The sequence below is a fragment of the Streptomyces sp. NPDC018964 genome (genome assembly GCF_044390325.1).
In the GTDB taxonomy this organism is placed as follows: Bacteria; Actinomycetota; Actinomycetes; order Streptomycetales; family Streptomycetaceae; genus Streptomyces.
Map to the genome: position 1 here is coordinate 188,748 of NZ_JBIRYZ010000011.1, position 21,154 is coordinate 209,901.

Here is a 21,154-nt window from a genome sequence, read left to right on the forward strand (position 1 = left end):
GGTCGTGTGCGGGGATACGTGCAGTCCGAACCCCGTACACCGAGGCAACTATTCCGATGCTTCGAGCCACTAACGAATTCTTGACCGTTCCTTTGGTGTCGGCCGACGCCGATCCGTCCGGTTGAAGTTGAGGCGGAAATCAAAAAAATTGCTTTCATTCCTAACGTTCAGGTCTTTTGCGGAAGGAAAAGGGCACTACGGACAGTGCGAAAGCGACTGCTGGGACCACTGAGATGAGGGAGACAGCAATGCGCAAATTCGTAGGCACCGTCGTCATCGGCGTCCTGCTCGCCATCGCCCCGGTCGGCGCGGCGTTCGGCCAGACCACCGAGCAGACGGCCCAGCCGACCACCGCCACGGTCGTACAGGCGCAGGACGACAACGACGACGACGGCGGCAACGGCGGACTGTGGGGCCTGCTCGGCCTGCTGGGACTTGCCGGGCTCATCCCTCGTAAGAACAAGCGCGAACACCGGAACACCAGCGGCGCCACCCGCATGTGACCGCCGGCCTCCGCTCCGACGGGGAACCCCGCCCGCCCCCGGCCGACCGGGGGCGGTGAGTCCGGGCCCGGAGACCAGGTCCGGAGACCGAGTACACGTCGTACGAAAGGCCGATGCCGGGGCGGGGTCCGGTTGAGAGCATGGCGCACATGCTCGAAACCACCGGCACCGCCCGCAGGTCCGCCCGCGCCACCCCGCCCGCGTGGCTGGTGGTGGCGCTCGCCTGTGCCGGGCAGTTCCTCGTCGTCCTCGACATCTCGGTGGTGAACGTCGCCCTGCCGTCCATGCGCGGCGGGCTGGCGCTCGACGAGCAGGGCCTGCAGTGGGTGGTGAACGCGTACTCCATCGCCTTCGCCGGATTCATGCTGCTCGGCGGACGCGCCGGCGACCTCTACGGGCGCAAGCGGATGTTCCTCGTCGGCCTCGGCCTGTTCACGCTGGCCTCGCTGGCGGGCGGACTGGCCCAGGACGGCTGGCAGTTGCTGCTGGCGCGGGCCGTGCAGGGGCTCGGGGCGGCCGTCCTGGCGCCCTCCACGCTCACCCTCGTCACCTCCGCCGTGCCGGAGGGCGCGGCCCGCGCCCGGGCCATAGCGACCTGGACGGCCGTCGGGGCGGGCGGCGGCGCGGCCGGCGGATTCGTCGGCGGGGTGCTCGTGGAGGCGCTGTCGTGGCGGTGGGTGCTGCTGATCAACGTACCCGTCGGAGCGCTCGTGCTGGCCGGGGCCGCCCGGTGGCTGACGGAGAGCCGGGCCGGGGACGGACGGCGGCTCGACCTGCCGGGCGCGCTGCTGGTGACGGCCGGCCTCGCCACCCTCGCGTACGGCATCTCACAGACCGAGTCCGAGGGCTGGACGGCGGCGGCCACGCTGGTGCCGCTGTGCGCGGGGCTTGCCCTCCTCGGCCTGTTCCTCCTCGCCGAGGCACGGGCCAAGGCCCCGCTGATGCCGCTCGGGCTGCTGCGGCTGCGGTCGGTGGCGTCGGCGAACGTGGCGATGCTCATCAGCGGCTCCGCCATGTTCTGCATGTGGTTCTTCATGACCCTGTACGCCCAGAACGTGCTCGGCTACACCCCGCTGGAGGCCGGACTGGCCCTGGTGCCGAGCTCGCTCGCCGTGATCATCGGCTCCAAGCTCGCGCCCCGGCTGATGCGCACGGCGGGACCGCGCACCGTGGCCGTGCTCGGCACGCTGATCGCGACGACCGGCTTCGGCTGGCAGTCGACGATGACCGCCGACGGGGCGTACCTCACCGCGATCATGTTCCCCGGCGTCCTGATGATGCTCGGTGCGGGCGTCGCCGCCACCCCGCTGGCCTCGCTGGCCACGTCCGGCGCTGCACCGGAGGAGGCCGGCCTGGTCTCCGGGCTGGTCAACACCTCCCGCACGATGGGCGGTTCCCTGGGACTCGCGATCATGTCCACGATCGCGGCGGCCCACACGGGCACCACCCGCACCCCGCACTCCCTGACGGAGGGCTACGCCCTGGCCTTCCGCACCAGCACGGCACTGCTGGCGGCCGGCGCGGTGGTGATGTGGCTGTGGCTGCCGAGGGGGACGGGGAAGGAGCACTAGCCGGCGCAAGCCGCGCAGCTGGGCCGCCCGCGAGGACCAGACCCCGCTTCACCGCTTCTCCGGCGACTGGAATCCCCCGCGCGCCGACCCGGGATCCGCCGCGCGCAGGGGTCGAGTGACCCGTTCCGCACGGCCTGTGCGCCTACGGCATGACCCTCAAGGAGGTCGTCGACACCCTGCTCGGCGGTGACGTCACCCGCGTCCGCTCCTGCGCCGCCAGGTTCGCCGAGGCCGTGCACCGGGCGGGACGCCGCGGATCCGGATGCGGTGCGGGGACGGTGCGGTGCGGGTGACCGTCGGTGCTGTCCCGGGGGACTCCCCGGAGCGTGGGAGGAGCCGGGAGTGGGGAGCAGCGAAGCGCCGGTGCTCGCCGACACGACGGTCGGACACGACTGAGCCGGGTCCCGTCCGTCGTCGATGACGGACGGGACCCGGCTCGGTCGTGGAACGGTTCCTGACGTGGGGTCAGGCGGCCGACTCCGTGTACTCGTTGTACTCGTTCGCCCGTTCCGGCCTGCGGTGCCGGCCGCGCGGGGACGCTTCCGCGTCCTGCGTGGAGACCGGCCCCCGGTGCTTGCCGTGTCCGGCAGCGGCCTGCCCGCCCTCGGCGGACTGCGGGTCGTTCGTGCTGATGTCGTTCATCGGAAGGAACTCACCCCGTAAACATGATCTTTCCTACAGCCGGGCGAGTCTAACCGGCACACCACCGCCCGGATCCAGGCGGCCACGCGGACCGCCACTACTTCGTTACAAGCCGCCCCAGAGGTGCCTGCTGGAGGGGGACGGGACGGGGTGCGGCGGGGGCTCCGGGGTCGCCGTGCGCGGGAAGTCCGGCGTGGAACGGGCCAGGGCCGTCGGTCATGTGCTCGGCGGGGGGCGGCAGTTGGCCGTCGGGCAGGTGCGCGGTGCACAGCGGGAGCGGGCCGTCGGCGATGTGTACGACGTACGACGACCGGCCGCCGCTGCCGTCGCCGTCGTCGTGCGTGACCCGGGACGGGAGGGGGCTTCCGGCCATGGGGCCGGTGGTGGTGGCGAGCCGACCCACGGTCATGAACACGGCGGTGGAGGGGGCTCCGCCTGTGGTCGTGGGCGCGGCGGTGGAGGGGGCTCCGCCTGTGGTCGTGGGCGCGGCGGTGGAGGGAGCTCCGCCTGTGGTCGTGGGTGTGGTGGCGGACGGGGTGCGGGCCTCGTCCGCGGGTGCGGTGGTGGTGGCGAGCCGACCCACGGTCATGAGCACGGCGGCGGACGGGGTCCGTCCCTCGGGCATGAGGCCGGCGGGGAAAGCGAGCCTGCCTTCGGTCATGGGCGCGGCGGCGGACGGCATCCGGCCGCCGGCCCCGGATCCCACGGCGGTGGAGAGCCGACTGCCGGACACGGGACCGGACCCATGCCCATGCCCGTGTTCATGTCCATGCCCGTACTCGTACCCGGACGCAGGTCTGGATCCGGGCACGGACCCGGGCACGGCCCCGGCCCCGTGCCCGGCGGACGCCGGGCGGCCCGGAGCCTCCGGAAGGTCCACCACCGGACGGACGTCCAGCCCTTCCCGCCGCCGTTCCTGCCCGGGCGCCCTCAGCCCGGCGACCCCGCACGGCACCGCCCTGGTGGAGTACGGCAGCCGCAGCACCCCGTCCGCGGTCCACAGCCCGGCGCCGGTCAGCCACCCCGCCGGCGCCGGAAAGTGGTGCACCTGCCGCTCCGCCGGCCGCCACACCCCGACCCAGCTGCCGAACGCGCCGTCGACGCGCAGGGCCACCGCGCAGCCCTCCGGCGCCAGCATCTGCCCCGGCTGGATCGCGAACGGCGTGACCGTGCAGTCCGCCAGCCGCAGGCACTCCGGGAAGCGCACCGGCAGCGTGCTGCCCAGCACCCCCCAGCCCAGCCGGTCCCGGCCGGGCGACGGCGCGTCCGAGCGGATCAGCAGCAGCCCGCTGTCCGGGTCGGCGAGCAGCAACCGGTCGTCGCTCCCGGCGGCGATCTGCAGCAGCGGGGACGTCTCACCGCCGCGCTCCAGGTCCACCACGACGGTCTTGGTGCGCCCGCCGGCCTCCCGGTCCAGCGCCAGCATCCGCCCCTCGCGGTCCAGCCACACCCCGCCCGAGCAGCGCCCGGGAACCTCCGCGAGCTGCTCCGGCCCGAACGCGCCGCCCGCCACCAGCCACACCGCCGTCGACCGCCGGCCCACGGCGAGGGCGTACGCCCGCTCCCCGTCCGGCGCGGGCGGCAACAGCCGCAGCCGGGTGCCCTCGTCCGGGCACTCGACCGTGCCCAGCGGCAGCTCGCCGGTGCCGGGGCCGGTCGGGTACAGCAGGGAGAAGGCGTGCCGGCCGCCCACCAGCCGGTGGATGAGGACCCGCCCGTCGTTCAGGGGCTGCACCTCGGTGCCGGGTTTCTCGGGCCGGCTGCCGGGCAGCGGCACCGCGTAGGGCTCGGGGCCGTCCAGGGTCCAGCGCTCCGGGAAGAAGGAGTCGCCGGCGAGGGCGAGGCGTGCGGCGTAGGAACCGTCCGCGGTGATGGTGCAGCCCGCTCGCCCGGTTCCGTCCTCGTGCCCTGCCGCAGGTTCGATGGCACAGACCGTCATCGTTCGGTCACCTCCGGTGACGAAAGTAGGTCGCGTGCGTACGGACGGCGGACCTGTGGGCCCGCACTTCACACGTAAGGGTGCTCCAGGAACGATTCGCCTGAGGGAGAAGCGGACGTGTGCTCCATGGGACCGCGGCGCCGCATCCGACGGGATCACGACGCCGTGCCCGACGGGATTACGGCGCCGTACGCCAGGGGATCGCGGCGCCGTGCGCCAGGGGGCGTGACGCCGCGCTCCGTGGGATCGTGGCGCCGACCGGCGGAAGCGGCGCCGGTTCAGGTGCGCGGGGTGGCCCAGGTAGCCTTGGCGGCGTGCCCCGTCTGTCTGAAGTCATCGCCGCGCTGGAGAACCTGTGGCCCGCCGAGCGGGCCGAGTCCTGGGACGCGGTCGGCACCGTCGTGGGCGACCCCGACCAGGAGGTCACGCGGGTCCTGTTCGCCGTCGACCCGGTCCGGGAGACCGTCGACGAGGCCGTGAAGCTGGACGCCGACCTGCTGGTCACCCACCACCCGCTCTACCTGCGCGGTACGACCACGGTCGCGGCCTCCACCTTCAAGGGCCGCGTGGTGCACACGCTCATCAAGAACGACATCGCGCTGCACGTCGCCCACACCAACGCCGACACCGCCGACCCGGGAGTCTCGGACGCCCTCGCCGGCGCCCTGGACCTGAGGGTCGTACGCCCCCTCGTGCCGGACCCGTCCGACCCGGACGGCCGCCGGGGCCTGGGCCGCGTCTGCGAACTGGACCACCCGCTGACCGTCCGCGACCTCGCCGCCCGCGCCGCCGCACGCCTCCCCGCCACCGCGCAGGGCATCCGCGTCGCCGGCGACCCCGACGCGCTCGTGCGCACGGTCGCCGTCAGCGGAGGCTCCGGCGACAGCCTCTTCGACCACGTACGGGCCGCCGGCGTGGACGCCTTCCTCACCGCGGACCTGCGCCACCACCCGGCCTCCGAGGCCCGCGCCCACAGTCCTCTCGCGCTGCTCGACGCGGCGCACTGGGCCACCGAGTGGCCCTGGTGCGAGCTGGCGGCAGCCCAGCTCGACGAGATCTCCGACCGCCACGGATGGGACCTGCGGGTCCACGTCTCGAGGACGGTCACCGACCCCTGGACCGCCCACGCGGCGTCTCCCGCCACCACCGACACATCTGGAGCCCCCAACTGAACGCCGCGCCCGCCGACCAGATCCGACTCCTCGACGTCCAGGACCTCGACGTCCGCCTCCAGCAGCTCGCGCACAAGCGGAAGTCGCTGCCCGAGCACGCCGAGATCGAGTCGCTGAACCGGGACCTCACCCAGCTGCGGGACCTGCTCGTCGCCGCGCAGACCGAGGAGAGCGACTGCGCCCGCGACCAGACCAAGGCCGAGCAGGACGTCGACCAGGTGCGCCAGCGCGCCGCCCGCGACCAGAAGCGCCTCGACTCCGGTGCCGTCTCCTCGCCCAAGGACCTGGAGAACCTCCAGCGCGAGATCACCTCCCTCGCCAAGCGGCAGGGCGACCTGGAGGACGTCGTCCTGGAGGTCATGGAGCGCCGCGAGTCCGCGCAGGAGCGGGTCGCCGAACTGACCGAGCGGGTCGGCTCCGTGCAGGGGAGGATCGACGACGCCACCGCGCGCCGGGACGCGGCCGTCGAGGAGATCGACGGCGAGGCGGCCTCGGTGACGAAGGAGCGCGAGGTCGTCGCGGCCTCCGTGCCCGCCCCGCTGCTGAGCCTGTACGAGAAGCTGCGCGCGCAGCAGGGCGGCATCGGCGCGGCGAAGCTGTACGCCCGTACCTGCCAGGGCTGCCGCCAGGAGCTCGCCATCACCGAGCTGAACGAGATCCGCTCCGCGGCGCCCGACACGGTGGTGCGCTGCGAGAACTGCCGCCGCATCCTGGTGCGTACGTCCGAGTCGGGGCTGTAGGGATCGCGGGGGGCCGGGGTGCGGGAGTTCATCGTCGAGGCGGACGGCGGGTCGCGGGGCAACCCGGGGCCCGCGGGCTACGGGGCCGTGGTGAGTGACGCGGCGACGGGGGAGACCCTGGTGGAGGCGGCCGAGTACCTCGGTGTCGCCACCAACAACGTCGCCGAGTACCGGGGCCTGCTGGCCGGCCTGCGCGCCGCCCGTGAGCTCGACCCGGAGTCACGGGTCCACGTCCGGATGGACTCCAAGCTCGTCATCGAGCAGATGACGGGCCGCTGGAAGATCAAGCACCCGGCGATGAAGCCGCTCGCGGCGGAAGCGGCGCGGGTCTTCCCGCCGGAGCGGGTCACCTACGAGTGGATCCCGCGCGCACGGAACAAGCACGCCGACCGCCTGGCCAACGAGGCGATGGACGCGGGCAAGCGGGGCGAGGCGTGGTCGGCGGCGGCCTCCCGCGCCGCCCTCGACCTCCCCCGCGCCGAACCGTCGGGCCCACCGGGCGACGCCGCGGCGGGCGCGGCCCGCGTCCGGGCGGCGCTGACATCGGCGTCCGGAGGCTCCGCCGCCGACGCCCGGCCCGCGGAAGCGCCCCCCACGCCCGACGAGACCGCCGGGCCCGGAACCGCGTCCACCGCTTCCGGTGCCACCGTCGCCGGGCCCGACGGCGTACGAGCCGACGCGGAAGCGCGGGCCGCACGGGCGACCGGAACCGGTGCCGCACCCGAGGGTGCCACCGTCACCGGCGCCGCCTCAGGCGCGACCGGGACCGGTGCCGTGACCGCCTCCGGGGCGGCCGGGGCGGGTACCGCGGCTGAGGGCGTGCACGCTTCCGGGGCCGTCGAGGCCGACGAGGATGCGCGGGCGGCCGGAACCGGCACCGCACCCGAGGCCACCACCGTCGCCGAAGCCGAAGCCGAAGCCGCCGGTGCCAAAGCCAAAGCCGACGCCGACGTCCGTGCCGCGCGGGCCGTCGCGGCGCCCACCGCCGGCTGGGCACCCGCCGACCTGGGGCAGCCCGCGACCTTCGTGCTGCTGCGGCACGGCGAGACCCCGCTGACCCCGCAGAAGCGCTTCTCGGGCAGCGGCGGCAGCGACCCCTCCCTCTCCTCCGTAGGCCGGGAACAGGCCGAGAGGGCCGCCGAGTTCCTCGCCCGGCGCGGCACCGTCCAGGCGGTCGTCGCCTCGCCCCTCGCCCGTACCCGCGAGACCGCCGGCATCGTCGCCGCCCGGCTCGGTCTCGACGTGACCGTGGAGGACGGGCTGCGCGAGACGGACTTCGGCGCCTGGGAGGGCCTCACCTTCGGCGAGGTCCGCGAACGCCACCCCGACGACCTGAACGCCTGGCTGTCCTCCCCGGACGCCGAACCCACCGGCGGCGGCGAGAGCTTCGCGGCCACCGCCGCCCGGGTCGCCGCCACCCGCGACCGGCTGACCGCCGAGTACCGCGGCCGTACGGTCCTGCTCGTCACCCACGTGACACCGATCAAGACCCTCGTCCGCCTCGCCCTGGGCGCCCCGCCCGAGTCCCTGTTCCGCATGGAACTCTCGGCGGCCTCGTTCTCCGCCGTGGCGTACTACGCCGACGGCAACGCCAGCGTCCGCCTGTTCAACGACACCTCGCACCTGCGCTGAGCCCCGCCGCCTGACGCGCCAGCGCCTCGACCCGGCCCCAGTCCCCGGCGGCCACCGCGTCCGCCGGAAGCATCCAGCTCCCGCCCACGCACCCCACGTTGGGCAGCGCGAGGTACTCCGGCGCGGAATCGGGGCCGATGCCCCCGGTCGGGCAGAAGCGGGCCTGCGGCAGCGGACCGGCGAGCGACTTCAGATACGCCGTGCCGCCCGCCGCCTGCGCCGGGAAGAACTTCATCTCCCGCACCCCCCGCTCCAGGAGCGCCACCACCTCCGAGGTGGTCGACACCCCCGGCAGGAACGGCACCCCGGACGACCGCATGGCCTCAAGGAGGACGTCCGTCCACCCCGGGCTGACCAGGAACCGCGCCCCGGCCGCCACCGCCTCGTCCACCTGCGCCGGTGTGATCACCGTCCCGGCGCCGACCACGGCGTCCGGCACCTCACCGGCGATCGCCCGGATCGCGTCGAGCGCGGCGGGCGTCCGCAGGGTCACCTCGATCGCGGGCAGCCCCCCGGCCACCAGCGCCCGCGCCAGCGGTACGGCGTCGGAGGCGTCCTCCACGACGACGACGGGCACGACGGGAGCGAGGTCCAGCACGGAGAAGGAGTCCGGGGAGGGGGGCAGGGGAGAGCGCATGACGTCATCCTGCCCGCCCCGATGCGCACCGCGCAAAGGTCATTGCAGATGATGCAATGAGCGAGTCAGTGCACCTCGTCCACCAGCACGTCCAGCGCCCACGGCGCCCCCGCCCTGGCCGGCGCCGCCGCCTCCACCTCGTACCCGAGGTCCCGCAGCGCCTCCACCAGCCCGGCGGGATCCTCCGGCACGGCCCCGGCCGTCAGCAGGCTCCGTACGATCCGCCCCTTGGTCGCCTTGTTGAAGTGGCTGACCACCTTCCGGGTCGGCGCGTGCAGCACCCGTACGGTCGCCGTCCGCGCCGCCACCTCGCCCTTCGGCTTCCAGGCCGCCGCGTACGCCGCCGACCGCAGGTCCAGCACCAGCCCGTCCCCGGCCGCCTCGGGCAGCACCTCGGCCATCGGCGCACGCCAGTGCCGGCTCAGCGCGCCGAGACCGGGCAGCCGCACGCCCATCGAGAGCCGGTAGGAGGGAATCCGGTCGGTGACCCGCACCGCGCCCCACAGCCCGGAGAACACCAGCAGGGACGCCGCCGCCCGCCGCTTCGCCGCCGCGTCCAGGGACGCCAGGTCCAGGGCGTCGTACAGCACCCCGGTGTAGATCTCCCCGGCGGGCCGCGCCCCGGCGGTCCGCAGCTCCGCGTTCTTCGCGACCTCGCCCCGCAGCCCCTCGCTCAGCCCGAGCACCTCGCGCGCCTTGTCCTCGTCGCCGGCGCACAGGTCCACCAGCTCGGCGAGGACGGCCTCCCGCGCGGTGGCCAGCCCCGGCAGCGACAGCGACTCGGACTTCAGCGGGACACCGCGGCCGGAAGCGGCCTTGCCTTCGGACGGCGGCAGCAGGACAAGCACACGTACTCCTTCGATCGGGCTCGAAGTCAGCGTACGGCGTGGGCCAGCCGGTCCAGTTCGGCGCCGTAGAGGACGGCCGGGTCGAAGCCCATGCCCGTGAAGTGCCCCGCCAGCTCCAGCGAGAGCACCCCGTGCAGCCGGGTCCAGAAGGACAGCGCGCGGCGCAGGGCGGCGGGGTCCGCGGGGTGGTCGCCCGCCCACTCCCGGTGTTCGGCGAGGTGGTCGTCGAGGCCGGTGCCGTCGGCCGGGCCCTCGACGAGCCGGGCGGCGTCGAGGAGGACCGCCATGATCTCGCGGGCGATCGCGGTGACGTCGTCGGGGGCGTGGTAGCCGGGGACCGGTGTGCCGTAGACGAGGAAGTAGCGCTGCGGGTCGTCGAGCGCCCACGCGCGCAGCGCGCGCCCCAGCCCGTCCAGGTCCGCGCCGGACGCGGCGGCCGCGCGGAAGGCGTCGGCGAGGCCGCGGTAGGCGTCCCGGATCAGCTCGGTGATCAGCTCGTCACGGCCGGCGAAGTACCGGTACAGCGCGGGCCCGCTCATCCCCATCTGCTTGGCGATGGCGTTCAGCGACAGCCCCGGCGCCCCCGACGTGGCGATCTGCTCCCAGGCGCGCTCCTTGACCTCCGCGCGCACCTGGGCGCGGTACCGCTCACGAGGCGTCTGCGTGCCCTTGGCCACCACGTGCCGTGTCCCTCCGGTAGCTGTCCGGTGAGACGCTATCACCAGGGAGAGGGGGTGCAGCGAGCGCGCGGACGAGGCGTACGAGCCCGTCGGAGTCGTCCGCGTGGAAACGGACCACACGGATCTCGCGGGGACGCCCGAAGAAGGTGGGGTGGCCGACCGGCTCGGCGAGCTCGACCGTGACGTTCGTCTGCGCACCGACGACGAGATCGAGTTCCCCCTCCGCCGCCTCGTGTGTCGTCCGCAGCTCACGCCGGACCGAGGCGATCCGCCCGAGGGGGATCCGCAGGTCGACGTGGACGGCCCGGCGCACCCGCAGTACACCGTCGTCCACCACATGAGGCCGTACGACGGACGCGGCGTGCAGCGCGACGACGAAGACGACGGTGTACACGTCCAGGAAGAGCACCACCGCGTGCACCACCGGCCAGTCGTCCAGCAGCACGGACATCGCCACCGTCTCGACCACGCACACGAACGCGAACCCGTACATCAGGGCCGCCTGCCCCCGCGCGTACCCGAACGCCGTCCCGCCACCGACCCCGTACCTGCGCCGGGCCAACCACAGCCAGAGGCTCATCACCAGCCGCAGCTCGTGCCGGACCAGCGCCCCCACCACCCGTACACCCCTCATGACCGCCCCTCCGTGACGATGCGCAGCATGCGGCGGAACACCTCCGCCTGGGCCGGCGGGAAGTCGGCGTACAGGGCCCGCAGGAAACCGTCGGCCTCATCGAGGCCGGTCCCCTCCGGGACCAGCCCGTCCGGCACGGTCGCGGCGAGCGCCCGGGCCGCCTCCTCCACCCGCGGATCGTCCGGCTCGGCGTCGGCGAGCGCGTCGAGCATCCCGTACAGGGCGCGCGCCCGCTCCGCCCCGCCCGGCGCGCTCACCACCCCGCCGAGCAGCCCCATCAGCCGCTCCCGCTCCTCCGGCGGCGCCGCGGTCTCGATGAGCGCGAGCATCTCGCGGTCCTTGACGGCCATGGGGGAGTCGGACAGGTGGGCCGTGTCCCGGAACAGCGCGGCCAGCTCCGGCGAGACCGGCCCCTCGGCGCTCGGCCCGCCCTCGTCCTCCAGCAGGGTCCGCAGCCGCGCCCGCCGCTCCCGGATCGCGGCCTCCTGCCGCGCCAGGTCCTCGTCCAGCTCCGTCAGCACTTCGACAAGGTCCTTCCCCGCCTCGTCCGCGAGCACGTCCCGCACCTCGGCGAGCCCAAGACCCAGCTCGGTCAGCCGCCTGATCCGCGCCAGCACGACGGCGTGCCGCAGGGTGTAGTCCCGGTACCCGTTCCCCAGCCGCTCCGGCTCCGGCAACAGCCCCGACTGGTGGTAGTGCCGCACCGCCCGCGTGGTGACACCGACGGCCGCGGCGAGTTCTCCGATCCGCATGACCCCAGTAGAAACGTTGACGCCGCGACAGGGTCAAGGCAGTGCTGTGTCGCCTGACGGCGGTCCTGGTCCTGTGCCACGATCGAAGGAACGGTTCCCGATCTCATGGACAGGTGATCAGCCGATGTCCCAGTCTGGCGGGCGACAGAAGGAGGGGCGTGACATGACTGCCATGGCCCATGAGCCGCTCTCGCAGGCGGACGTCCTGCTGGAGGGCTTTCTCGCCCTGGAGACCCCGGAGGGTTTCCGGGCCGAGCTGATCGAGGGGGAGATCGTCGTGACGCCGCCGCCGGACGGGGATCACGAGGACTACATCAACCTGATCATGAAGCAGGTGATCAGGCGGTCCCGTACCGACATGGACTTCTCCGGGAACAAAGGCCTGAAGCTGAAGAGCGGCGGAGCCTGCCCGAAGAACCACGCCATCCCGGACGGCACCTTCGCTCCCACGGCAATGCGCCTCTATCGGGGAGCCGACCCCTGGATGCCCTGCGACGGCGTCGCCATGGTGGCGGAGGTGACATCCGGCAAGCCTCAGGCGGACCGGGAGGCCAAGCGCCGCTGCTACGCCCGCGGAGGCATCCCCCTCTACCTCCTCGTCGACCGCGAAGCCTCCTCGGTCACGCTGTTCAGCGACCCGGAGAAGGACGAGTACCGCGAGCGGTGCACCCGTCCCTTCGGCAAACCGATCACCCTCCCCGCCCCCTTCGAATTCGACCTGGACACCGCCGACTTCCTCTGATCCCCTGGGAGCGGGGGTGCGCGGTGACGGACGTACGGGAAGAGGCCCGCTGGACCAGGGCGCGGCTCGGGCGGTGCGGTCCTCCCCTCGACCTGCTCACCGCCCGCTTCAGCCGACACGAGTACGCCCCGCACGCCCACGACGAGTTCACGGTCGGCGTCACCGTCGGCGGCCTGGAGACCATCGCCTACCGGGGCGGGCGCATCGTGTCCGGGCCGGGCTCGATCGTCGTCCTGGAACCCGGCGAGATGCACACCGGCGGTCCCGCCGCCCCCGACGGCTACTCCTACCGCGCCCTCTACGCCGCCCCCACCCTCCTCACCGACGGCACCCTCGGCGGCCTCCCGCACTTCCGCGAACCCGTCCTCGACGACCCCGAACTGGCCGCCGCCCTGCGCCGCGCCCACACCGACGTGAGCTCCTGCCCGGACCCCCTGGAGGCGGAGTCCCGCATCCCCTGGCTGCTCACCGCCCTCGCCCGCCGCCACTCCACCGCCCGCGCGGACGACACGGCCGTCCCCGGCGCCGGCACCGTCGCCCGCGCCGTCCGCGACCGCCTCGCCGACGAGCTCCTCGCCCCGCCCTCCCTCACCGCCCTCGCCGCCGACCTCGGCCTCTCCCGCTACCAACTCCTGCGCGCCTTCCGTACGACGATGGGGGTACCCCCGTACGCCTGGCTCGCCCAGTACCGGGTGGCCCGGGCCCGCGCCCTCCTGGACGCCGGAGCGCGCCCCGCCGAGGTGGCCGGCCTCGTCGGCTTCGCCGACCAGGCCCACCTGACCCGCTGGTTCCGCCGCGTCCTCGGGGTGACCCCGGCGGTGTACCGCAACAGCGTTCAAGACAGCGCCTGCTGAGCGGGCCGACACTCACCGCATGACTGCACGCGGCTGGGCCCTCTTCTCCCTGATGGGAGTGGTCTGGGGCATCCCCTATCTGATGATCAAAGTGGCGGTGGACGAGGTGTCCCCGTCGACGGTGGTGTTCACGCGCTGCGCCCTCGGCGCCGTCCTCCTGCTCCCCTTCGCCCTGCGCCGACCGGGGCTGGCCCGGAACCTGCGGACGTACTGGAAACCGATGCTGGCGTTCGCGGTCATCGAGATCGTCGGCCCCTGGTACACCCTGACCGACGCCGAACGCCACCTGTCCAGCTCCACGGCGGGCCTGCTGATCGCGGGCGTACCGATCGCCGGCGTCCTGCTGGCCCGCTCCTTCGGCGCCGCGGAGTCGCTGGGCGCCCGCCGGATCACGGGCCTGGCGCTCGGTCTCGGCGGCGTCGGCGTCCTCACCGCCCCCCACCTGACCGGCGGCGACGCCCTCTCCCTGGCGGAGGTCCTGGTGACGGTCGTCGGCTACGCCACGGCGCCCCTGATTGCCGACCGCCACCTCAAGGACGTCCCGACACTGCACCTCATCACGCCCTGCCTGGCCCTGGCCGCCCTGGTCTACGCCCCCGCGGCGATCGCGACCCGCCCGGCCGCCCTGCCCTCCACCGGGGCCCTCGCCGCCCTGGCCGCCCTCGGCGTCGTCTGCACGGCGGTGGCCTTCGTGGCCTTCCTGGAGCTGATCAGGGAGGCGGGCCCGGTCCGCGCGTCGGTGATCACGTACGTCAACCCGGCGATCGCGGTGGCCGCCGGCGCGCTCTTCCTGAACGAACCCCTGACCGCCCCCGTCCTCGCCGCCTTCGCCCTGATCCTCACCGGCTCGGTCCTGGCGACGGCCGCCGCGCCGAGGCCCCGCCCGCGCCCGGTACCATGGGCCACACGGCAGACGAGCCGGGCGGGCGGCCGCGTGGAGTCCCTCACGGGACTTCCCGAGGAACGTCCGGGCTCCACAGGGCAGGGTGGTGGCTAACGGCCACCCGGGGTGACCCGCGGGACAGTGCCACAGAAAACAGACCGCCGGGGACCTCGGTCCCCGGTAAGGGTGAAACGGTGGTGTAAGAGACCACCAGCGCCTGAGGTGACTCAGGCGGCTAGGTAAACCCCACCCGGAGCAAGGTCAAGAGGAGACGCCTCTTCGGAGGTATCTCTGCGCGGACGATCGAGGGCTGCCCGCCCGAGTCCGCGGGTAGACCGCACGAGGCCGGCGGCAACGCCGGCCCTAGATGGATGGCCGTCGCCGGCGGGCCCGCGAGGACCCGCCGGAACAGAACCCGGCGTACAGCCCGACTCGTCTGCCGCCACCTGCGGCTTTGCTTGGGAGAGGGCCTCCGGTTTTTCGGGAGCTTGCGGCGGCGAAGCGGCGGGAAGTCCCTGGGAAGCCCCTGGAGCGGAGGGGCGGATGACGCCCCCGACTCCCGGTGACCCCGGCGTTCCTCGCTCATGGCCACCTCCCCGGAGCCGGCGCGGCGTGGGCGCCGGTGACCCCGGACCGGCGGTCAGCCTTCGCGGGTGCGGAGTCCTTCCAGTACGAGGGTGAGGTAGCGGCGGGCGCCGGCCCTGCGGCCGTCGGTGTCGGTGGCGGGGTGGACGGTCGCCGCGTGGACCACCCCGCACATCAGCGGCAGCAGGTGGGCCTGCGTCACGCCGGCGGAGCGGACCGGGCGGATGGAGGCAGTGCGGCAAATGGAGCGGGAAAGCATCGAGGTGGGCGGCAGGACGCGCACCTACACCGTGGTGGGGCCATGGACGGCAAGCCGTCGCGTGCTCTCGTCCTGGTGTTCCACGGTTCCAGGCAGAACGGGGCGAAGCACCGGAAGTTCCCCGGTGGGGTCTTCGACGCGCCGGCGGACGACGGCGGGGCGGTGGTCGTCTACCTCGACGGTCACCGGGGGCACTGGAACGACGCGCGCCGCCACAGTTCCTTCGCGGCCCGCAAGGAGAACATCGATGACGTCGCCTTCACCCGATCGGTGATCGGAAGACTGACGGACAGTCATCACATCGATCCGCGCCGGGTGTTCGCGGTGGGGTACTCCAACGGCGGGCAGATGGTGATGCGCCTGGCCCACGAGACGCCGGAGCTGGTGGCGGGGGCGGTGGTGATCGCGGCGACCATGCCGGTGCCGGAGGACTTCCTGCCGGCCGACGCGCCGCCCGCCCCGATGCCGGTGATGCTGATCCACGGGACGAAGGACCCGATCATCCGCTATGAAGGCGGCGAGATGAGCTGGTGGGTGCGGACCCTGTTCAGGGGCGGCGGGCGAAGCCTGTCGGTGCCGCGGACCGCGGCCTACTTCGCGGCCCGCAACGGCATCACCGGCGAGCCCGTCAGCGTGTCGCTGCCGAAACGGGCCGGCTCCGACGGCAGGACATGGGTCGAGCGCACCGACCACCGGCAGCCGGAACGGCCACCGGTGGTGCTGTACACGGTGCACGGAGGGGGACATACCATCCCCGGTCCCGCCAAGGGGCCCGCAGTGATCGGCAGGACCAGCCAGGACGTGAACACCGCCGATCTGATCGCGGCGTTCTTCGGCATACGGGACACCCGCTTGACCCCCTCCGGCGTCGCACCGGCGAATCCGAGGCGGCCCGCCGCCGTGACCTGCCCCCCGGTCGTCCCTCGTCCGGTGCTCGGGTCGTCGGGTCGGGCCGCCCGCCGACGGGCCGCCCGCCCCGGCGTCGGCGCCGCCCGCCCCGTCCGCCGCCCTCCGCGGCCGGCCGTCACGGAACCTTCACGATCGGCGGTATTCCCTCACTCCGGCGCCTCGGTCGTCACAGCGTCCCGGGCGTGAGAAGGGCCTGATGTTCGCACAGTTGGCTGAAAATGATTAGCTCGTTCGGGTGATCGGACAGGTGAAACCATGCGACCGAGGTGATGTGACGTCGCGTCAGTGTCGCCCCTGCCCGCGTTTCCGCCCTCCGGCCGGTCCCGCCGGAGTCATCTCGGATATCACAGCGGGGGCGTACGGGCGATGGGTTCGCGACGAACTCGTATTGCTGACGGACTGTGCAACAAGAGGGGTCTTCTCGTACATCAGGGTGATTAATATGAGCCACACGGGGTCGGAAGATCGCCTTCCTGTCGGCTGACCTCCTTCCCGGCCCGCGGCTGCGTCGTACCGCCGCCTCTGATTCCCCTGTTCTCACCGACCGAGGGACCGCTCCATGCCAGTGCCTGCTTCGCCCAGCCAGCACCCGCCGGCGGGGGTGCCGCGCACCTCGTTCGCCGCACGGTCGGCCGTACTGGTGGCGAGCGCCGCCGCCGGCGGCGCGGCGGTCGCCCTGGCGCCGTCCGACGCCACCACGTGGGCCCTGGCCGTGGTGGCGGCCGGCTGGGTGTGCGTGGCCGTCACCGTCCTCGTCGACCACCGGCTCGTCCGCCGGGCCCGCGGCGCGACCGCCGAGCGGGAGTCGGAGAACAGCCGCCTCAAGGCCGAAGCGGCCCGGCTGTCGGCCGAGATGTCCCACCTGGCCGGCGTGACGCTGCCCGCCGTGGCCCAGCGGCTGCGGGAGGGCGCGGGCGCGGACGACGTGCTGGGCAGCGTTCCGCCGCCGTCCGACCCGCAACTGCGGCGACTCACGCACACCCTCGCCGCCATCGTCGAGGAGGACGTGCGCCGGGCGGCCGCCCTGGACGGCGAGTACCGCAGGATGCGGGGCGAGGTGGAGCAGGCGGCCGCCGAGTACGAGCACTTCGTGAAGGAGGCGCTGCCCGCCGCGGTCGCCCGGCTGCGCGAAGGCCGGTCCGCCGACACCGTGCTCGCCGAGACCGACCTGCCCCGGCTGCCCGCGCTGCGCGTCCCGGCCGAATCGTTCATCCGCGAACTCGCCCACAGCGAGCGGCGCGCCGCCGCGGCGCAGGCCGCCTCCGCCAAGGCGCTCAGCCGCGTCCAGGCCAAGGCCGTGCGGATGCTCGCCGACCTGCGGGAGATGCAGGAACGGCACGGCGAGGAGGTCTTCGGCGACCTGCTGAAGCTGGACCACAGCACCTCCCAGCTCGGCCTGATGACCGACCGGCTGGCGCTGCTCATGGGCGGCCGGTCCAGCCGGGCCTGGAACAAGCCGATCGTGATGGAGAGCATCCTGCGCGGCGCCGCCGGCCGCATCGCCTCCTACCAGCGGGTCCGCCTGCACTGCTCCACCCGCGCCGCGGTCTCCGGCTTCGCCGCCGAGGGCGTGATGCACCTGCTCGCCGAGCTGATGGACAACGCCGCGAACTTCTCCCCGCCCATCGACGAGGTGCACGTCTACGTCGAGGACCGCAGCGCCGGCATCGTCGTCACCATCGAGGACAGCGGCCTGAAGATGGCCGACGCGGCGATGCGCCGCGCCGAGGAGGCCGTGACCGGCGGCGTCACCGACCTCGCGTCGCTGCAGGGCACCCGCCTCGGCCTGGCCGTGGTGGGACGGATCGCGGCCAAGTACGGCATCAGCGTCAACTACCGCCCCTCCTCCCGCGGCGGTACCGGCGTCGTCGTCCTGCTGCCGCTGGACCTGCTCGCCCAGCAGCGCGACCTGGTCCCGCACGAGACGGCCCCCCGCCCCGAGGCGACGCCCGACCACGCCGCGCTCGCACCCGCCCCTGCCCCGGCCCCGCTGCCCGGACCCACCGCCCGCCCCGAGGCCGCGGCACCGCCCCCGGCCGCCGGACACGCGGCCGCACGGCCCGAACTGCCCCCGGCCACAGCACGGCCCGAGCTGCCCGAACCGGGACGGCACCGGCGGCCCGACGGCACCACGCCGAACGGTCTGCCGGTCCGCGCCCCCGGCCGCACCATGGCCGAGGCGGAACGCGAACGCGAACAGCGCCAGGCGGCGTCCGCCCAGGCCGGCGACACGGCGTCGACACGGCGCCCGGCACGCGACGCGGGCGCGCGCTTCGGCGCCTTCCACCGCGCGCGGCAGTCCTCGGACGGCACCGCCGGACCGGATGCCCGGCCCGGGTCGCAGCCGCCCGCGGCCCCGTAGTCCCACCCCTTCCCGTACGGGGGCGAGTCCCTTCCCCCGTACGGCGTCCGGGGCGACGGCGCCCCTTCCCGCTCGAGCTCGTGAGATAGGAGGAACGGGCCGGTGACCGGTCAGCCGGACACCACCGTCCCATCACCCATCATGCAGACCACCGACAACAGCCTCACCTGGCTCCTGCAGAACCTCTTGGAGCAGACCCCCGGCGCACGCCACGCCCTGGTCCTGTCCCGGGACGGCCTGAAGCTCTGCTGGAGCGAGCACCTGACGCTCGACCGGGCCGACCAGCTGTCGGCGATCTGCTCCGGCATCCAGGCCCTCGCCCAGGGGGCCTCCATGGAGTTCGGCGACGGCACCGGCGGCGTCCGGCAGTCGATGACCGAGTTCCACGGCGGCCTGCTGTTCATCGTGGAGGCCGGCGAGGGCGCGCACCTCGCCGTCGTCGCCCGGGAGGACGCCGATCCCGGAGTGATCGGCCACCAGATGACGGAGCTGGTCGAGCAGCTCGGCGAGCACCTGCGGGCCGAGCCGCGCAACCAGTCCAGGGGGAGCGGCACGTCGTGACGCGCAAACCCGTCGACACGGGTGACCCGGACCGGCTCTACACCGTCACCGGCGGACGCAGCCGCGCCGACGAGTCCTTCGACCTGGTCACCCTCATCGTCAGCGAGAGCGGTCCGGTGCCGGGGATGCAGTCGGAGCACGCCCGGATCCTGGAGCTGTGCCGGCACCCCGTCGCCGTCGTCGAGATCGCCGCGGAGCTCGGGCTGCCGGTCACGGTGGTGCGGATCCTGCTCGGTGACCTGCTGGACACCGGCCGCATCACCGCCCGCCATCCGCGCGCGGCGCCGTCCGTCGCCTCCCTGCCTGATTCCGCCCTACTCCAAGAGGTGCTCCATGGGCTCCGCAACCTCTGAGCCGCCCTCCCACCGCACACCGCTGAACGACGCCGCGGAGACCGGTCTGAAGATCGTCGTCGTGGGCGGGTTCGGCGTCGGCAAGACGACCCTGGTCCGCTCCGTGAGCGAGATCCGGCCGCTCAACACCGAGGAGGTGATGACCCAGGCCGGCGTGGGCGTCGACGAGACCGGCGCGGTGACGTCGAAGACCACCACGACGGTCGCGTTCGACTTCGGGCGGATCAGCCTCAACGACCGCATGGTGCTGTACCTGTTCGGGGCGCCCGGCCAGGAGCGCTTCTGGTTCCTGTGGGACCGGCTGTTCTCGGGGACGCTGGGCGCCGTGGTCCTCGTGGACACGCGCCGGATGGACGACTCCTGGTACGCGATCGACCGGCTGGAGCACCACCGCACCCCCTTCGTGGTGGCCGTGAACCGGTTCGACGGCGACACCGACCGCTACTCCCTGGACGAGATCCGCCAGGCGCTCGCCCTGCCCGCCCACGTGCCGATGGTCGACTGCGACGCACGGGTCAGGCAGTCCGGCAAGGACGTGCTGATCACCCTGGTGAACCACCTCCACGACATGGCCCTCGCCGAGGAGGCGACACTGTGACCGAGCCAGGAGGCCCCCACGCGCACCCGGCGCCCCCGGCGTCCTCGGCGCCCCCGGGGTGCCCCGCCCACGCCGGCGCGGTGCCCCTGACGGGGCTCGAGTACCAGCAGACGCCGTCGCAGCTCTACCGCGCGCTGCGCAGGGAGCACGGTCCCGTCGCGCCCGTGGTGCTCGACGGCGGCATCCCGGCCTGGCTGGTGCTGGGCTACTCCGAGCTCACGTACGTGACCGGCCACGACGAGCTGTTCGCGCGGGACTCGCGGCGCTGGAACCAGTGGGAGAACATCCCGCCGGACTGGCCGCTGCTGCCCTTCGTCGGCTACCAGCCGTCGGTGCTGTTCACCGAGGGCGAGGAACACCGGCGGCGGGCCGGGGTGATCACCGAGGCACTGGAGGGGGTCGACCAGTTCGAGCTGTCCCACGACTGCCTGCTGATCGCCGACGACCTCATCGGCCGGTTCGCCGGCAGCGGCCACGCGGAGCTGATGGCCGAGTACGCGCACGCCCTGCCGATGCGCGCCGTGGTGCAGCTGTGCGGGATGCCCACCTCGGGCGAGGACACCAGCCGGCTCGTCGACGACCTGCGGATCTCCCTGGACGCCGGGGAGGGCGACGACCCGGTGGCGGCGTACGGGAGGGTCGGCGAGCGGCTGCGGCGGCTGGTGGAGGAGAAGCGGTCCGTCCCCGGCCCGGACATCACCTCGCGCATGCTGACCCACCCGGCCGGTCTGACGGACGAGGAGGTCGTCCAGGACCTGATCTCCGTGATCGCGGCGGCGCAGCAGCCGACGGCGAACTGGATCTGCAACACGCTGCGGCTGCTGCTGACGGACGAGCGGTTCGCCGTGAACGTGTCGGGCGGCCGGCTCAGCGTCGGCGAGGCGCTCAACGAGGTGCTGTGGCTGGACACGCCCACGCAGAACTTCATCGGGCGGTGGGCGGTACGGGACGTCCAGCTCGGCGGCCGGCAGATCCGGGCCGGCGACTGCCTGGTGCTGGGGCTGGCCGCGGCCAACACCGACCCGCAGATCTGGCCGGAGGGGCACGTGGGCGCGGAGAACGCCGCGCACCTGTCGTTCAGCAACGGCGAGCACCGCTGCCCGTACCCGGCCCCGCTGCTGGCGGACGTCATGGCGCGCACGGCGGTCGAGACGCTGCTGGAGCGGCTGCCCGACCTGGTCCTGGCGGTGAACCCGGAGGAACTGACCTGGCGGCCGTCGATCTGGATGCGGGGGCTGTCGGCGCTCCCGGTGCGGTTCACGCCGGTGGTGCGGTAGCGCGGGGTGCCGGGCCCATGA

21 protein-coding genes, 1 other RNA gene and 2 pseudogenes are annotated in these 21,154 nt (G+C 73.7%); 16 read left to right on the plus strand and 8 right to left on the minus strand.

Annotation, left to right across the window (positions count from 1 at the left end; all coding sequences use genetic code 11):
* The first annotated feature begins 248 nt into the window (after nucleotides 1–248).
* The 3 genes from ACH5AO_RS20825 (at nucleotide 249) to ACH5AO_RS20835 (ending at nucleotide 2,367) form a co-directional block, all read left to right on the plus strand.
* Entirely contained in the window at nucleotides 249–503 is a 255-nt protein-coding gene (locus ACH5AO_RS20825; protein WP_398926696.1) for a WGxxGxxG family protein, read from the plus strand.
* A 140-nt stretch (nucleotides 504–643) separates the two neighbouring features.
* Nucleotides 644–2,074: an MFS transporter gene (locus tag ACH5AO_RS20830; RefSeq protein WP_398926698.1), complete on the plus strand. Its 1,431-nt coding sequence runs from the start codon at nucleotides 644–646 to the stop codon at nucleotides 2,072–2,074.
* A gap of 149 nt (nucleotides 2,075–2,223) precedes the next feature.
* Nucleotides 2,224–2,367 (plus strand): hypothetical protein, encoded by a 144-nt coding sequence (locus ACH5AO_RS20835; protein WP_398926700.1) that lies wholly within the window; start codon nucleotides 2,224–2,226, stop codon nucleotides 2,365–2,367.
* A gap of 172 nt (nucleotides 2,368–2,539) precedes the next feature.
* Here ACH5AO_RS20835 and ACH5AO_RS20840 read toward each other — a convergent pair whose 3' ends face one another.
* Nucleotides 2,540–2,716, minus strand: a complete 177-nt coding sequence (locus tag ACH5AO_RS20840; RefSeq protein WP_398926702.1) for a hypothetical protein — start codon at nucleotides 2,714–2,716, stop codon at nucleotides 2,540–2,542.
* An 828-nt stretch (nucleotides 2,717–3,544) separates the two neighbouring features.
* A pseudogene (locus tag ACH5AO_RS20845) lies at nucleotides 3,545–4,655 on the minus strand (hypothetical protein); the annotation flags it as partial.
* A gap of 314 nt (nucleotides 4,656–4,969) precedes the next feature.
* Between ACH5AO_RS20845 and ACH5AO_RS20850 the strand changes: the two are divergent.
* The 3 genes from ACH5AO_RS20850 to ACH5AO_RS20860 are packed head-to-tail and all read left to right on the plus strand — an operon-like array spanning nucleotide 4,970 to nucleotide 8,199.
* Nucleotides 4,970–5,827: a Nif3-like dinuclear metal center hexameric protein gene (locus tag ACH5AO_RS20850; RefSeq protein WP_398926704.1), complete on the plus strand. Its 858-nt coding sequence runs from the start codon at nucleotides 4,970–4,972 to the stop codon at nucleotides 5,825–5,827.
* A complete protein-coding gene (locus tag ACH5AO_RS20855; protein WP_398926871.1) occupies nucleotides 5,824–6,567 on the plus strand; it encodes a zinc ribbon domain-containing protein in 744 nt (247 codons plus the stop codon). Before ACH5AO_RS20850 ends, ACH5AO_RS20855 begins: the two co-directional genes overlap by 4 nt.
* Before the next feature lie 18 nt (nucleotides 6,568–6,585).
* Nucleotides 6,586–8,199: a bifunctional RNase H/acid phosphatase gene (locus ACH5AO_RS20860; RefSeq protein WP_398926706.1), complete on the plus strand. Its 1,614-nt coding sequence runs from the start codon at nucleotides 6,586–6,588 to the stop codon at nucleotides 8,197–8,199.
* Here the strand turns inward: ACH5AO_RS20860 and ACH5AO_RS20865 are convergent.
* The 5 genes from ACH5AO_RS20865 to ACH5AO_RS20885 form a co-directional block, all read right to left on the minus strand.
* Nucleotides 8,174–8,836, minus strand: a complete 663-nt coding sequence (locus ACH5AO_RS20865; RefSeq protein WP_398926708.1) for a bifunctional 4-hydroxy-2-oxoglutarate aldolase/2-dehydro-3-deoxy-phosphogluconate aldolase — start codon at nucleotides 8,834–8,836, stop codon at nucleotides 8,174–8,176. The two genes, ACH5AO_RS20860 and ACH5AO_RS20865, sit on opposite strands and share 26 nt — an antisense overlap.
* A gap of 65 nt (nucleotides 8,837–8,901) precedes the next feature.
* Nucleotides 8,902–9,684 carry a peroxide stress protein YaaA gene (gene yaaA / locus ACH5AO_RS20870; RefSeq protein ID WP_398926710.1) on the minus strand — a complete coding sequence of 261 codons (783 nt, stop codon included), beginning with the start codon at nucleotides 9,682–9,684 and terminating at the stop codon, nucleotides 8,902–8,904.
* A gap of 26 nt (nucleotides 9,685–9,710) precedes the next feature.
* Entirely contained in the window at nucleotides 9,711–10,364 is a 654-nt protein-coding gene (locus ACH5AO_RS20875; RefSeq protein WP_398926712.1) for a TetR/AcrR family transcriptional regulator, read from the minus strand.
* Complete coding sequence (locus ACH5AO_RS20880; protein WP_398926714.1) at nucleotides 10,333–10,998, minus strand: hypothetical protein; 666 nt, start codon at nucleotides 10,996–10,998, stop codon at nucleotides 10,333–10,335. The genes ACH5AO_RS20875 and ACH5AO_RS20880 overlap by 32 nt, the downstream gene beginning before the upstream one ends.
* Nucleotides 10,995–11,750: a MerR family transcriptional regulator gene (locus tag ACH5AO_RS20885; RefSeq protein ID WP_398926716.1), complete on the minus strand. Its 756-nt coding sequence runs from the start codon at nucleotides 11,748–11,750 to the stop codon at nucleotides 10,995–10,997. Before ACH5AO_RS20885 ends, ACH5AO_RS20880 begins: the two co-directional genes overlap by 4 nt.
* Nucleotides 11,751–11,922: 172 nt before the next feature.
* Between ACH5AO_RS20885 and ACH5AO_RS20890 the strand changes: the two genes are divergently transcribed.
* From ACH5AO_RS20890 to rnpB, 4 genes and pseudogenes are all read left to right on the plus strand, one after another.
* Nucleotides 11,923–12,492 carry a Uma2 family endonuclease gene (locus tag ACH5AO_RS20890; RefSeq protein WP_398926873.1) on the plus strand — a complete coding sequence of 190 codons (570 nt, stop codon included), beginning with the start codon at nucleotides 11,923–11,925 and terminating at the stop codon, nucleotides 12,490–12,492.
* Nucleotides 12,493–12,515: 23 nt separating this feature from the next.
* Nucleotides 12,516–13,346 carry an AraC family transcriptional regulator gene (locus tag ACH5AO_RS20895; protein WP_398926718.1) on the plus strand — a complete coding sequence of 277 codons (831 nt, stop codon included), beginning with the start codon at nucleotides 12,516–12,518 and terminating at the stop codon, nucleotides 13,344–13,346.
* Between the two features lie 82 nt (nucleotides 13,347–13,428).
* Nucleotides 13,429–14,145, plus strand: a pseudogene (locus ACH5AO_RS20900) (DMT family transporter); the annotation flags it as partial.
* A 115-nt stretch (nucleotides 14,146–14,260) separates the two neighbouring features.
* Nucleotides 14,261–14,668: RNase P RNA component class A (rnpB, locus tag ACH5AO_RS20905), an RNA gene on the plus strand.
* 201 nt (nucleotides 14,669–14,869) lie between these two features.
* Here the strand turns inward: rnpB and ACH5AO_RS20910 are convergent.
* On the minus strand, nucleotides 14,870–15,016 hold the full coding sequence (locus ACH5AO_RS20910; protein WP_398926720.1) for a hypothetical protein: 147 nt from the start codon (nucleotides 15,014–15,016) through the stop codon (nucleotides 14,870–14,872).
* A gap of 99 nt (nucleotides 15,017–15,115) precedes the next feature.
* Between ACH5AO_RS20910 and ACH5AO_RS20915 the strand changes: the two genes are divergently transcribed.
* The 6 genes from ACH5AO_RS20915 (at nucleotide 15,116) to ACH5AO_RS20940 (ending at nucleotide 21,133) form a co-directional block, all read left to right on the plus strand.
* On the plus strand, nucleotides 15,116–16,168 hold the full coding sequence (locus ACH5AO_RS20915; protein WP_398926722.1) for an alpha/beta hydrolase family esterase: 1,053 nt from the start codon (nucleotides 15,116–15,118) through the stop codon (nucleotides 16,166–16,168).
* Between the two features lie 373 nt (nucleotides 16,169–16,541).
* Nucleotides 16,542–18,344: an ATP-binding protein gene (locus ACH5AO_RS20920; RefSeq protein WP_398926724.1), complete on the plus strand. Its 1,803-nt coding sequence runs from the start codon at nucleotides 16,542–16,544 to the stop codon at nucleotides 18,342–18,344.
* A gap of 141 nt (nucleotides 18,345–18,485) precedes the next feature.
* On the plus strand, nucleotides 18,486–18,905 hold the full coding sequence (locus ACH5AO_RS20925) for a roadblock/LC7 domain-containing protein (protein ID WP_398926725.1): 420 nt from the start codon (nucleotides 18,486–18,488) through the stop codon (nucleotides 18,903–18,905).
* Entirely contained in the window at nucleotides 18,902–19,258 is a 357-nt protein-coding gene (locus tag ACH5AO_RS20930) for a DUF742 domain-containing protein (RefSeq protein WP_398926727.1), read from the plus strand. Before ACH5AO_RS20925 ends, ACH5AO_RS20930 begins: the two co-directional genes overlap by 4 nt.
* A complete protein-coding gene (locus ACH5AO_RS20935) occupies nucleotides 19,239–19,856 on the plus strand; it encodes an ATP/GTP-binding protein (protein ID WP_391789580.1) in 618 nt (205 codons plus the stop codon). Before ACH5AO_RS20930 ends, ACH5AO_RS20935 begins: the two co-directional genes overlap by 20 nt.
* Nucleotides 19,853–21,133, plus strand: a complete 1,281-nt coding sequence (locus tag ACH5AO_RS20940; protein ID WP_398926729.1) for a cytochrome P450 — start codon at nucleotides 19,853–19,855, stop codon at nucleotides 21,131–21,133. Before ACH5AO_RS20935 ends, ACH5AO_RS20940 begins: the two co-directional genes overlap by 4 nt.
* Nucleotides 21,134–21,154 lie beyond the last annotated feature (21 nt).